We start from the raw sequence: 13,708 nt of genomic DNA on the forward strand, positions 1-13,708 counted from the left end.
TATTTATCTTTACATACACACTTTAGTCTCGTTGAACGTCATCATCATTGATTATAATTAAAATTCAAAGCTTTTAAGTACTTTGATCATTTTATCATTTTGTTCTGGAAAACCGATTGTCACTCGAACCCCTTTAGGAAATTCTCTTGTAATACAACCAACATTTAAAAATGCTTCATATAAATCATGCGGTTTGTCTGTATTGATATAGACAAAGTTTGTTTGACTTGGATAAAATCTATCACTTACAGCTAATTCAAAGAATTTTGCTCTCTCTTGCGCGTTATGTTCGCGAATAGATGCTAAGTATTCTTGATCTTCTAATGCTGCCAACGCTGCATACTCAGATAAGCGTCCTACATTAAATGGTGGACGTATAATATTCCATTTTTCGATCGCTTCTTTAGCTGCAACGACATAACCAATACGCATGCCTGCTAAGCCATATGCTTTAGAGAATGTGCGTAATAAAAATGCATTTGTAAATTGCTCTTGTAAGGCTAATGTATCAGGGAAATCCTCCGCAGTTACAAATTCTACATAGGCTTCATCTATAATTACTGGAACATGACTTGGTACACGTGTTAAGAAATGTTGTAACTCTTCATGCGTAAAATAAGTGCCTGTTGGATTATTTGGATTACATAACCATACGAGTTTCGTATCATCGTCAATCTCTGCTAATATACCTTCTAAATCAAAACATCCATTTTGCATAGGCACTTGTGCTACATTTGCAGCTTCTACGGTTGCATTATGATAATACTGTCCAAACGTCATTTCACTTGTTACTATTTTATCTCCAGGAGTGAGTACCGCACGTGAAATCATTAAAATGACTTCGTCTAGGCCTGCTCCGAATAATATGCGTGATGCATCAACATTTAAGTGCTTACTGATTGCTTCTTTGATTAATGGAGAACCGGTCTCAGGATAAAATTGCAATTCATCTAAATGTGCTTGAATCGCCTCGTTAACTTTTGGTGACGGACCATATAAATTTTCATTTGAAGCTAATTTATATAATTCACCTTCAATCCCGTAACTTTCTTTCAATGCTCTAGGCGATAAACCTGGTTCATATGCTGATAATTGTTCAATTTGCTTTTTCATTGTTGCTTCGGACCTCCTTAAATTTACAGAAATTTCAAAACTTAATAACTATTATAAACCCAATAATAGTTTAAAATCAATGTGTCCTCATCAAACAGTTTGATTTGTAATTAGTAAAAAAACGAGTTCAGATAAATTAAGCGTGTTATTCTTATCGCTCATCATCCGAACCCGTAATAAAAGAGTTAATGTTTAATCTATTAAATTATGCTTTTCTAGATATGCTTTTGCAACTTCATATGGGTCTTCTTTTTTCACAGTCACATCGTAGTTCATTTGTTGCATTTCTTCATCTGAAATTTTACCTGCTAATTTATTTAGCGGTGCTTTAATCTCAGGATGTTCTTCTAAATAGGATTCTTTAAACATAGGCGCACCTTGATATGGTGGAAAGACATCTTTATCATCCTCTAGAACGACCATATCATATTGTTTTAATTCAGCATCTGTTGAATATGCATCTATTAAATTGATATCGCCACTTTCAATTGCTTGATAACGTAATTTAGGTTCCATCGTTTTGACGTCTCCTAAATCAAGGTCATATGCTTTTTTCACAGCTGGATAGCCATCTTCACGATCATTAAATTCTAATGTGAAGCCAGGCTTGATTTTGCTACTGACTTTATTTAAATCACCAATTGTTTTAATATCATGCTCTTCTGCAAAGTCTTTTTTCACTGCTAAGGCATACGTATTATTGTATTCCATTGGTTTTAACATCGTCATATCATATTTACTTTCTAAACTCGATTTAGCTTGTTCGTATACTTCGTCTTCTTTCTTAGACTGTAGATCTTCTTTCGTTAATTCACCGAGGACTGTCCCTGTAAACTCAAGATAACCATCTATATCATCTGATTTTAAGGCGTTAAATAAGAAAGCTGTTTTACCCAATCCGTCTTCAACTTCAACAGTATGATCTGTTTCTTCTTCAATTAAAATTTTATACATATTGGTAATCACTGAAGGCTCTGAACCAAGCTTACCTGCTAAAGTCACTTTATCTCCTTTTTGCGCTAACAACGGACCAACTATAAACAATAATAAGATTAATACGATAGCACCTAATGCAATCAGTAATTTTTTGTATGACATTTTTTGCATAAAGCGTAAGGCTAAATCAAATAAGATTGCGAGCAAGGCCGCTGGAATGGCACCGATAAGTATTAATGACGTATCATTTCTATCGATACCTAATAATATAAGGTCACCTAAACCACCTGCACCAATTAAAGCTGCTAATGTTGCCGTACCAATGATTAATACCATAGCTGTGCGAATACCCGCCATAATTACCGGCATCGCAATTGGCAATTCTACTTTACTCAAACGGCGTCCTGGTTTCATACCTATACCTTTTGCTGCTTCTATTAACGAAGCATCAACTTCGTTAATACCCGTGTATGTATTTCTCAAAATAGGTAGTAGAGCATAAACGACTAAAGCAATCACGGCTGGCACTTTACCTATACCAAATAGCGGTATCATCAAACCGAGTAAAGCAAGTGATGGTATCGTTTGTAGTATAGCAGCAATATTCATCACGACTTCAGAAAGTTTACGCGTTTTTGTAAGCAGAATGCCTAAGGGAACACCAATCAGAGTCGCTATTAATAAAGCAATAAATGATATTTGCATATGTTCAAAAATAGTTGTTAATAATTGACCTTTGCGCTCTACAAGAGTGTTAATGAATTCATTCATCCATTATGACCTCCTTTGCCTTCTGACAAAACTTTAAATATATCTTCTCGTTTTAGCACATGTTGTGTAGAAGCTGCTTCGTCATCGACAATAATTGCTTCATGGTCAATTAAATGCTCATAAATATCGCGTACAAAATAATCACTTTGTACAACGGGATAACTTTCATGAGCCATTTCTGATTTATTGTTTGGTAAATTGCTAACCAGTTCAGATAATTTCATATCATTAACCGTACGTTTTACTTTATCTCCCATAAACTGTTTCACAAAGTCATTTTTAGGATTTTTAATAAACCCTTCTGGTGTATCAATTTGTTCAACTCGACCCTCATTTAATAAACATATACGGTCGCCCAGTTTCATTGCTTCTTGAATATCATGTGTTACGAAAATAATCGTTTTTTTAATTTTTTGTTGTAATTCAATTAAATCATCTTGTAACTTTTCACGGCTAATCGGGTCTAGCGCACTGTATGGCTCATCCATTAATATCACTGGCGGATCGGCAGCCAATGCACGAACCACGCCTACACGTTGCTGCTGACCTCCTGACAACTCATCTGGTTTACGATTTTTATATAATTCAGGTTCTAAACCCACCATATTCAATAATTCATCCACGCGTTGATTAATATCTTTTTCTTTCCACTTTTTCATTTGTGGTACTTGAGCGATATTCTCTTTGATTGTCATGTGGGGGAAAAGTGCGATTTGTTGCAGTACATAGCCAATATCCCAACGCATTTCATAAATAGAATAATCACTAATTGGTTTATCATTAAAATAAATATATCCTTCAGATAACGAAATTAAGCGATTGACCATTTTTAAGGTCGTTGTTTTTCCACAACCTGAAGGACCAATTAGCACAAAAAATTCGCCTTTTTTTATATTAAAACTGATGTCATCGACTGCAGTTTTATCTCCATATTTTTTCACTACATTTTTAAATTCTATCACTTTGTCACCTTCACTTTACTGTCCTCTATTTTAAAAAATTAGATTAAATTCACATTTACTACAACTATACCCTATTTTCATATAATTCATGTATTTATCAAGCAATTATCAAAGTTTTTGTTTTACTTCATTAATAACTTGTTTTTACAAAAAAGCGAAGTTAACTCAAATCAAAAATATACCTATGATTTTTGTTACATAGTATATTAAAATTTGAAATTTAACTTCGCGGTTATGGTTATATTTATTAAAAGCAGAAAGCTATGTGGCACTACAACAACTAACTTGATTATATTTTTGCTTTATATGATTGAATGGTTTCTAAGAACATTGGACAGTAATGTTTTAATTTGTAACTACCGACGCCATCAATTAAAATCATATCTTGTTTTGATTCTGGCTTTCTTTTAGCAAATTCTTCTAGTGTAAAATCAGAGAAGATACTTACTGGCGGAATACTCAAGTCCTCACTTAGCTGTTTACGTACAGCTATAAGTTCATCAAATAGTGCACGATCCACACCTTCAACGGTATTGATATTAACTTTTTCTGTAGTTTTACGTTTAAATGGCGTCGTAAATATAGTGACTTGATCACTCAATAAACTTTTCACAGAGTTATCACAAGTTAATATTTCATCATACTCATTTAAAAAGCCTTTAAATCTCAATTCATCAATAAGATGACTTAAATCTGATGTAGTGTAGTTTTTCATAATACCATGTGTCGACAATTCATTATAATCACAGTAGCGAATATAATCAGATTCTTCGCCTCTTAATACTTGTATAATGACGCTATAGCTTTCTTTCTGTTTCATACGTGCAATACAACTCACAATCATTTTTGCTTCATTTGTCATATCGTACGTTTTATTTTCTCTTACGCAATTACTACACTGTTCACATTCTTCAAGCTTTTCATTCGGCTCAAAATAATGAACAAGTGTTGCTTCTAAACACTTTTTAGTTTTTGTATAAAGTATCATTTTATTTAATTTTTCGCCCATCTTATCTTTATAATCATCATCTGCTTTCGATGAAGATATAAAATACTGATGTAAGCCGATGTCACGTTCACTAAATAATAAAATACAATCACTATTTAAACCATCACGACCTGCACGACCTGCTTCTTGATAGTATGATTCTAAATCACCAGGCATATTATAATGAATAACAAATCTTACATTGGATTTGTCGATACCCATACCAAAAGCATTCGTAGCTACAACTACGCGTACACGATCATAAACAAAATCATTTTGGGCAGCTTCACGCTCTTTATTCGATAGTCCACCATGATAGGTTGTACTCTTAATATCATTAATCGCTAACGCTTCTTGTAATTCTTCAACTTGTTTTCGTGTTGAACAATAAATAATGCCGGATTCTTTTTGATATTTTTTAACATATTCCAACACAAATTTTTGTCGTTGATATGTAGGATTGACTTGAAAGACTAGATTTCGACGTTTTGTACTTGTTTTAATCTCGTCATTTTTATTAATATTCAAGCGATCCATAATGTCTTTTTGAACTTCAATTGTCGCAGTTGCAGTAAGTGCTACAATTGTAAAATCTTGTGGTAATGCAAATACCTTATGAATCACATCTCGATAACTCGGTCTAAAATCGTGCCCCCATTTAGAAATACAGTGTGCTTCATCAAAAGCAACTAATGGTATATTTAATTGTTGCACCATTTGAACAAAATAAGCATTATCGAAACGTTCAGGAGCCACATATAGAAATTGGATTTCACCTTTTCTAAGTTGTGCCTCTATTTCTTTTTGTTGTTTCTGAGTTAAACTACTGTTTAAGTACGCCGCGCGTATACCCATGGCCTTTAATTGATCAACTTGATCTTTCATTAGCGAAATTAATGGACTGATAACGATTGTCGTACCGCCCAACATTAATCCCGGAACTTGATAACAAATTGATTTTCCCCCGCCAGTAGGTAATACACCTAGCGCATTTTGATGATTCATTACTTTTGTTATAATTTCTTTTTGACCCGGACGAAATGTATCGTAGCCAAAATAATGCGATAATGTTGATTCCATGTTAACAATCCCTCATTGTTCTTTTAGTTCTTCTAGTTCACTCCATCTTGCCATATCATCTTCGTACGTCTGGTTAAGACGACGTTGTTCTTCAGTTAATTCTTTGATTTTAGCGTAATCTGAACTTGCTGCAATCATTTCTTCATCGATGCTTTCTAATCTTTGCTCAGTGGTTTCAATACGTTCAATAATTGTTTCATATTCTTGCTTTTCTTTAAAAGATAGCCCTTTTTTCTTATTCGTATTTTGTTTTACATGCGTTTGTTGTTTCTGTTGCTTTTGCTGTGCTTGGGCTTTATCTTGTTCTTTTTTATATGCTTCATAATCTTCAAATGTCCCTATAATACGTTCCATTGTACCATCGTGAATATACCAATATTCTTGGGCTACTTTATTTAAAAAATATCTATCATGACTTACTGTGATTACAGCGCCGCCAAATGTTTCAATATAATCTTCTAGTATTGTGAGCGTTTCAGTATCTAAGTCGTTTGTTGGCTCATCTAATAACAAGACATTCGGCTGATGGACTAATAATCTCAACAGATATAGTCTTTTTTGTTCGCCACCTGATAATTTATATATTTTTTTACCATGTGTGGAACTTGGAAATAAGAAGCGTTCGAGTAATTGTGTAATTGAAACTGAAGTACCATCTTTTTCTTTAGCTACTTCACTTTCTTCTCTTAAATAATCAATCATTCTTACATCACGATCTAATCGCTCTTCACTTTGTTTAAAGTAAGCAACTTTTACGGTCTGCCCAATTTTCAGATTACCTTCGAAATCTTGATCTTCGCCACTCAATATATTTAACAATGTTGTTTTACCAGCACCATTAGGCCCAACAATACCAATTTGCTGACCACTTTGAATTATTTGAGTGATGTCTTCGAACAATGTCTTATCATTTATGCGCTTAGTCAGAGCATCGAATTCAAAGACTTGTTTACCTAATCTTGAATAAGCAAGATTTAAAGATGCTTTATCTTGTTGATGCTGATTTTTGACGTCTTGTTCTAAATCGTTAAATCTATTTTTACGTGCTTGTTGTTTTGTAGTTCGTGCTTTTACACCCGCACGCATCCAAGCAAGTTCTTTTTTATATAAAGATTGTTGTTTCGATTGTTGTTTTTGTTCGATAATTTCATTTTCTGCACGTTGTGCTATATAAGCTTCATAATTACCAGCATAAGTGCGTAATTTCCCACGGTCTAATTCGATGATTCGTGAGGATACTTCATTTAAGAAATAGCGATCATGTGTGACAAATAACACCGTGTGTGGATATTGTTTCACATAATTGATTAACCAATTGATAGATTCAAAATCTAAGTGGTTAGTAGGCTCATCTAAAAGTAATAAATCAGGTTGTTCAATAAGTGTTTTCGCAAGACCCACTCTTTTTTGTTGACCGCCTGAAAGTTCACTTACCTCTTTTGTCGTATCATGAATACCTAATTTAGAAAGTATCGTCTTGATTTCTGCACTGTAATCCCATGCTTGATTCGCATCCATTGCATCTTGTGCTTGCATCATTTTTTGTAAATCTGATTCACTCTGGGTCGTACTATATTGATTCAGTGCAGACTCATATGCACGTATAACTTGAAGTGTTTTAGTTTCTGAGGTTAGTACTGCTTCAAAAACAGACATATTTCGATCAAAATCTTGTTTTTGAGAAGAATAACGGACGCGATACGAATTGGGATGTGATATTTCCGCATCGTAATCTTCGTCTAGTCCTGCTATTACTTTTAACAAAGTACTCTTGCCAGTCCCATTTATACCAACGAGTCCTATTTTTTCTCCTTCAGAAATAGAGAGATGTAAATCATCGAAAATAGTCTTATCAGCATATGACTTATTTAAATGTTCAATTTTGTATGCTTCCATCATTCTACATCCTTTTTAATATCGAAATTTTTAAATATCGAAAATAGTAATTATATCTGTTAAACTTAATTTCAGTTCTATATATTATACACCTTTTTGAACTCAAATGATACAAAGGAGAGAAGCTTATGTCGGAATTTTTCCAAAACTTACCTCCTTATATCCAAGCATTAATAGCTGGTCTTATCACATGGCTACTTACTGCATTAGGAGCAGCATCGGTATTTATTTTCAAAAGAGTTAATGATAAGTTATTGAACTCAATGCAAGGTTTTGCTGCAGGCATTATGATTGCTGCAAGTTTTTGGTCATTATTACAGCCAGCCATTGCTTATGGTGAAGGCACAGCTTTCCCATGGTTACCTGCTGCTATTGGTTTTTTATTGGGTGGATTATTTATTCGTGGATTAGACTTAGTTATTCCTCATATACATCCAAATACCAAAGACACTAATCAATTTCATGAAGGTGTAGGTACTAAAAAACTCAACAAAAATACATTACTTGTATTGGCAATTACGTTACACAATATTCCAGAAGGTCTTTCTATAGGTGTAGCCTTTGGTGGTATTGTTTCTGGTAATGGCCAAGCAACATTTTTAGGCGCTGTTGGATTAGCCATCGGTATCGGGATACAGAATATTCCAGAAGGTGCAGCATTGTCAATGCCAATACGCGCTGCAGGTGCATCAAGATGGAAAGCTTTTAATTATGGACAAGCATCAGCCATCGTCGAGCCTATATTTGCTGTAGTCGGCGCTGCTGCGGTGATAATGATCACCCCTATGTTACCATATGCTTTAGCATTTGCTGCAGGTGCAATGATATTCGTTGTGGTTGAAGAACTTATACCAGATTCTCAAGCAAGTAATAATACAGACCTTGCAACGTTAAGTCTAATGTTAGGATTCACACTCATGATGATACTTGATGTCGCACTTGGATAAGGACGTAAATTTTGTAATAAAAATGGTTTAGACATAAACCTAATTAGAAAAATAGCTATGGCACTTGAAAAAGTACCATAGCTATTTTTGTGTCATTTTTTAAATATGTAGTCGAATGAATCTAAAGTGAAATTTAAAAAGAGCCCATACACCTAAATTAGGTATATGGGCTCTATAAATTAACTATTATTTTTTCTCATTTCCTTTTGGACCTGGCTTATATTCGTACTCAGAAGGTTTCACTTTTTCGAAATCTGGATTGTCATAGAATCTCAATAAGTCACCATTAATCAAATCGTCACTCATTTGTAGATCTTTTTCAGCCTGTTGTTTACGTTTATCGAAATCTTTCGGTTCTTCTGTTACTGGTTCATTCGTTTTATTATCATAAATTCTGCCATTAACATATTTATAATCTTTCGTTATAAAGTCACCATTTCTGAAAGGCACTGTGTCGTTATGTTCTTTCGATAACATATCTGTACCCATCATTAGGTAATTCTTCGTATCAATTCCCATTAAATGAAGCAGTGTAGGCATAACGTCTGCTTGACCAGCGTAGGTTTCATCTACTGCGCCTTCTTTACCTGGTATTTTCAACCAGAAACCTGTACGGTTTAAGTCAGTAAATTTAGCTGGAGTAATTTCTTCACCTAATAATTTTTCCATAGCTTTATTATGGTTTTCAGAAATACCATAGTGGTCTCCGTAAATCATTATAACGGAATCTTCATAAAGACCTTTTTTCTTCAATTCATTAACAAATTCTTCTAATGATTCATCTAGATATCTAGCTGTTTGAACATAGCCATCTACCGTTGAATCTCCAGTGTTTGGCGATTCTATTGTTGCATCCTCCGGTGATACAGTAAATGGATAATGATTTGTTAATGTAATTAAATGACTATAGAATGGTTCTTTTTCTTTAGCTAAGTAATCTGCTGATTCTTTAAAGAATTCTTTATCTTTAAGACCTAGGTTTTCAAGATTTTCTTCAGACATATCATAATAGGTCGCATCATAGAATTTATCTATACCAAAGTGTCTATACACTTGGTCACGGTTCCAGAATGTTTTGTAGTCACCATGCATTACATTAGAAGTATAACCTTGTTTTTGATCAAGAATTGCTGGTAATGCTTGGTAAGTGTTATCACCTTTCAATGAAAAGGCTGAACCTTGAGGTAAACCATACAAACTATTATCCATTGTAAACTCTGAGTCTGATGTTTTACCTTGACCCGTTTGATGGAAGAAGTTTGGATAATATCTATAACCTGCATTCCCTGATGATAATTTGTTTAAGAATGGTGTTACTTCTTCTCCGTTGACTTTTTTATCAATTAAGAAAGTTTGGAAACTTTCTAAGTGTATTTTTATAACATTTTTCTTTTTACCTGCACCAAAATACTCTTGGTTCGGTTCAACTCGTTTTTGTTTCGAATAATTTAACACTTTAGTTAAGTCATCTTCATTTGCTAAAGCTTTTTGTTGGTTATTTTGAATTGTTTTCACACCATCATAGACAGTGAAATTATACGGTCCTAAATATTTCACTAAATATTTGTGATCGAATGTACGTGTTAATAATTCAGGACGATCTGATTCAGCAAAAGCTAAATTCAGGAAGAATAAGGCAATTGCAGCTGCCATAACTACTGGCACAAACTTTTTACTGAATACACGTTTATCTAACCATTTTTGTTTAAATATCAAGATAAAAAGGTAAATGATTGTATCAATAAAGTATACAAAGTCATACCATTTAAATGAAGCTGTCACTGCGCCGCCCATTGAATCAACATTTCCAACTTGGTTCAATGTACTAAACGTTATAAAATCAGAGAAGAATCTGAAGTAAACAACGTTCGCGTATAGTAGGAAAGTTAAAACAAAGCCACCAATAAAGATGAACCAGAATGCTTTCTTCCCTTTAAAGAATAAGAAAATACTTAATACTAAAGCGATTAAACTGTATGGATTCATTAATAGGATTAGGTTTTGTACTAACCCTTTAACACCTAAAGAAAAATCAACATAATATGAAAAATACGTTTTAAATGCGACAGTAAGCACGGTCAGAATAAAAAACGCAAAAAGAGTTAATTTCTTTTTGTGTAGACTCATGTTTGTTTCCCCCGATATAGATTAATATAGGTTGGAAAATAATCCATACCTAGTAAAAAATTGGCAAAGTTACTGTGTTCAATATGTTGTTAGCGATGTTAGTATCCCTAACTAAACAAAGGTCGTTATTGGCAAAAGTTATCTTCTTTAGGTTAAGTTTTTTAAAATCCTGATCAGCTGTGTATGTAATTTAAATTTCTATACACTAGAATTTTATTAGCTTGTTCAATTGTGAACTAAAGTTATAGTTTTTGAAATTTTAAGTTTTATATATTCTAATTTAGAAACTTTTCATTTGTCTATATAGTGTAAATTGTGTTAACGTTTTCGATTATTGCTTAACGTCATCTTCACAGTTTTTATCATTTTGTAATGTTTCCGTAACAAAACGCATATAGTTCAATGTATAAATATAAAGCAATTCCGGTCAAATTTCAAGTAAAAACACACTTTCAAACATAATTTAACGTTTTGCCACCGTTTTGTTAAAGGCTTGTTAATTGGCTGTGAATATATCATTAAGAAATAATATGCTTTTTAATTATACTCTGCTTGGTTTTTATATTAATCGGACTAGAGTCGTATATGAAATGAATTTTTATTTTAATATTTCACGAAATAATAATGCCCTTCTAGAAAGCTTTCTACAAAAACTCAAAAGTTATATATCTAAATATGCGCAATATAAAAAGCTGTAACCCTCGAAAAATTAACTTGAGGCGTTACAGCTGATCAGCAAGTCTATATATTATCCTTTATTCAGTAATATATAGACTTGCTATTTTTTATTTCAACATCTCTAACTGCATTCTATATTCAATACCATGAAGCAATTGGTTTAACCAATTCGTATATTTAATTAAATTCTTTTCTGCAGTTTCAATATCTATAAATTGGAACTTTAATTTTGTACCTTGATGCTTTTGACCCAACTTAGTTAAATGATAACTCGCTATTGTCCCAATTTGTGGGTAACTGCCTATTGTATAATGGTCATTGAGTAAAATAATCGGTGTGCCATCTCTTTTAACTTGTATCGTGCCTATTTGAACAGACTGATGTGCCGGCATATCTTCATAAAAAGCCTTCACGGGCTGTCCTTCTACATACATCCCGACTCTATTTGCTTTACTCGTGACTTTATATTCTCCAAGCGTAAAGTGACTTAACGCTTCTTGTTCGAAGTCTTCTGTCCCTTTATTTTTAATGACATGAAAAACATCGGACATATAGTTAAAGGAAAGTGCATAACCATCAATACCCCAGTCTGTTTGATGTTTTTCTTCTAGATTTTCAAACAATTTAAGGTGACGTTCAGTATAGTCGCGTTTCATATTAATTTCGTCGCCTTTTTGCAATTTACGTCCATGAAAACCGCCAATTTTGACTTTGAAGTCGGTGGAGGTTGAGCCTAACCATTCATCTAATTCGAAACCACCACCGATTGCTAAATATACTCTAGAAGTGCGATTTGTCTCTGTAAATACAAGTACGTCACCTTTTTCCATTAAGTATAATTTATTTGGTAATACTTTCATATGCTCTGTTTTAGCTTTAAAACTACCACCGCTTAACGCAATCAATGTCGATTCAGTAAAGCGAATGCTCGCCATTCTATTTGTCATCTCTAACGTAGCTTCACGCTTATCATTTGCAACGAGTCTGTTCGCTATTTCATGAGATAATGGATCTAGTGCGCCACCAGGAATAACACCGTTGTGCTCGTAGCCTTTACGACCAAAATCTTGGAAACTTGAGAATAATCCTTCACCTTCTATTATGATTGACATGGTTCGAAGCCTCCTAGATCCAGCGTTTCTTCTGTTATTGCTTTAAATTTAACATTATCGCCTAATTTTAGCTTAGTAAAATCTGCTAGTTCTGGGTCAAACAAACGAATAGGTGTATAGCCAATGACTAACCAATCGCCATAAGTATCTATTGTAGTAATACCTGTCTTTTTCCCTTCTATTATGACAGAACCTGCTGGAATAAATGTTTTTTTGCCACCTGTGTGATTAACAAATAAACGCTTATCCATTCCGGTAAGATAAGGAAATCCAGGTGTAAAACCCATCATTGAGACAAAATACGTATGTTTCGTATGTAGCTTCACAAATTTATCAAAATCTAATTTGTAATGCGTTAATAAAGCCGCTAAATCAGGCCCAAATTCTCCACCATAAACAACTGGAATTTCCATCGGTTCAATCGTTTGCTCTTCGTGTTTAATCTCTAATTGTACGGTTTGCATTAATGCGTTCATATATAAAAATGGTGATTTAATATTGTAGTGTTTGATCATGTCTCGCGCATCATAACAAATCATCATATCTGATTCAGTAGGTACAATTTCGGTTATAAAAGGATAATCTTTTTCTAATAAATACGTTTTTAATGCTAATAAATCTTCTGTTAAATCCTTAGAGACTTCTTTTTCAATAGAAACTACAATTGCTTGGTCTCCCTGGCTATATATTTTCATAGGCTCACCTCTTATATTCTTACTAATGATAAAACACATTTAACCCTTGTACCAAATAACCCACAAGTGCTTTCACTAGAAAATAGACTATTACAAATTGAACCATGCAAGAGATGGTAATTACGAATCTTGCAATATAAATCTGTTGTTTCTTCAGCAAACGATTTACATACCATTTTGAAAGCAAGGTTATTAAAATCATTGTCAGTATCCAAACTAATATCATCGTTATGCCCCACTCGCTGTTTATAATTTATTACGTAATTATTTAAGTGCACCCTTGTATATAGTCTATTGGGAATGCTTGTGTATCACTAAATTTAATACTATGATACGCCTTATTTTACCTATGTAAATCAAAGGCTAATTTGTCACAACTCACATATTTTCACGTTGACGATTT

The 13,708-nt window shown here is 33.5% G+C and carries 9 protein-coding genes; 1 reads left to right on the forward strand and 8 read right to left on the reverse strand.

The annotated features are described in order from the left end of the window. Positions 1–57: 57 nt before the first annotated feature. The 5 genes from hisC to NSR03_RS09335 form a co-directional block, all read right to left on the reverse strand. Positions 58–1,113 carry a histidinol-phosphate transaminase gene (gene hisC, locus NSR03_RS09315; protein WP_069820635.1) on the reverse strand — a complete coding sequence of 352 codons (1,056 nt, stop codon included), beginning with the start codon at positions 1,111–1,113 and terminating at the stop codon, positions 58–60. 192 nt (positions 1,114–1,305) lie between these two features. Further along, entirely contained in the window at positions 1,306–2,820 is a 1,515-nt protein-coding gene (locus NSR03_RS09320) for an ABC transporter permease/substrate-binding protein (RefSeq protein WP_002508310.1), read from the reverse strand. Beyond that, positions 2,817–3,782 carry an ABC transporter ATP-binding protein gene (locus NSR03_RS09325; protein WP_065337518.1) on the reverse strand — a complete coding sequence of 322 codons (966 nt, stop codon included), beginning with the start codon at positions 3,780–3,782 and terminating at the stop codon, positions 2,817–2,819. The genes NSR03_RS09320 and NSR03_RS09325 overlap by 4 nt, the downstream gene beginning before the upstream one ends. A 289-nt stretch (positions 3,783–4,071) precedes the next feature. Next, the gene (gene recQ, locus NSR03_RS09330) at positions 4,072–5,850 is read right to left on the reverse strand and encodes a DNA helicase RecQ (protein ID WP_002508312.1); all 1,779 of its coding nucleotides are present in this window, start codon (positions 5,848–5,850) and stop codon (positions 4,072–4,074) included. Positions 5,851–5,862: 12 nt separating this feature from the next. Beyond that, positions 5,863–7,746: an ABC-F family ATP-binding cassette domain-containing protein gene (locus NSR03_RS09335; RefSeq protein WP_069820634.1), complete on the reverse strand. Its 1,884-nt coding sequence runs from the start codon at positions 7,744–7,746 to the stop codon at positions 5,863–5,865. 128 nt (positions 7,747–7,874) lie between these two features. Here NSR03_RS09335 and NSR03_RS09340 point away from each other — a divergent pair, with 128 nt between their 5' ends. After that, entirely contained in the window at positions 7,875–8,693 is an 819-nt protein-coding gene (locus NSR03_RS09340; RefSeq protein WP_069820633.1) for a ZIP family metal transporter, read from the forward strand. A 186-nt stretch (positions 8,694–8,879) separates the two neighbouring features. Here the strand turns inward: NSR03_RS09340 and ltaS are convergent, their stop codons facing one another. From ltaS to pxpB, 3 genes are all read right to left on the reverse strand, one after another. Then, complete coding sequence (gene ltaS / locus NSR03_RS09345; protein ID WP_021339430.1) at positions 8,880–10,820, reverse strand: polyglycerol-phosphate lipoteichoic acid synthase LtaS; 1,941 nt, start codon at positions 10,818–10,820, stop codon at positions 8,880–8,882. A 785-nt stretch (positions 10,821–11,605) separates the two neighbouring features. Next, entirely contained in the window at positions 11,606–12,610 is a 1,005-nt protein-coding gene (locus NSR03_RS09350; RefSeq protein ID WP_069820632.1) for a 5-oxoprolinase subunit C family protein, read from the reverse strand. Next, the gene (pxpB, locus tag NSR03_RS09355) at positions 12,598–13,305 is read right to left on the reverse strand and encodes a 5-oxoprolinase subunit PxpB (RefSeq protein WP_002508317.1); all 708 of its coding nucleotides are present in this window, start codon (positions 13,303–13,305) and stop codon (positions 12,598–12,600) included. Before pxpB ends, NSR03_RS09350 begins: the two co-directional genes overlap by 13 nt. Between the last annotated feature and the right edge of the window lie 403 nt (positions 13,306–13,708).

This window comes from Staphylococcus sp. FSL W8-1207 (genome assembly GCF_038003745.1).
In the GTDB taxonomy this organism is placed as follows: domain Bacteria; phylum Bacillota; class Bacilli; order Staphylococcales; family Staphylococcaceae; genus Staphylococcus; species Staphylococcus equorum.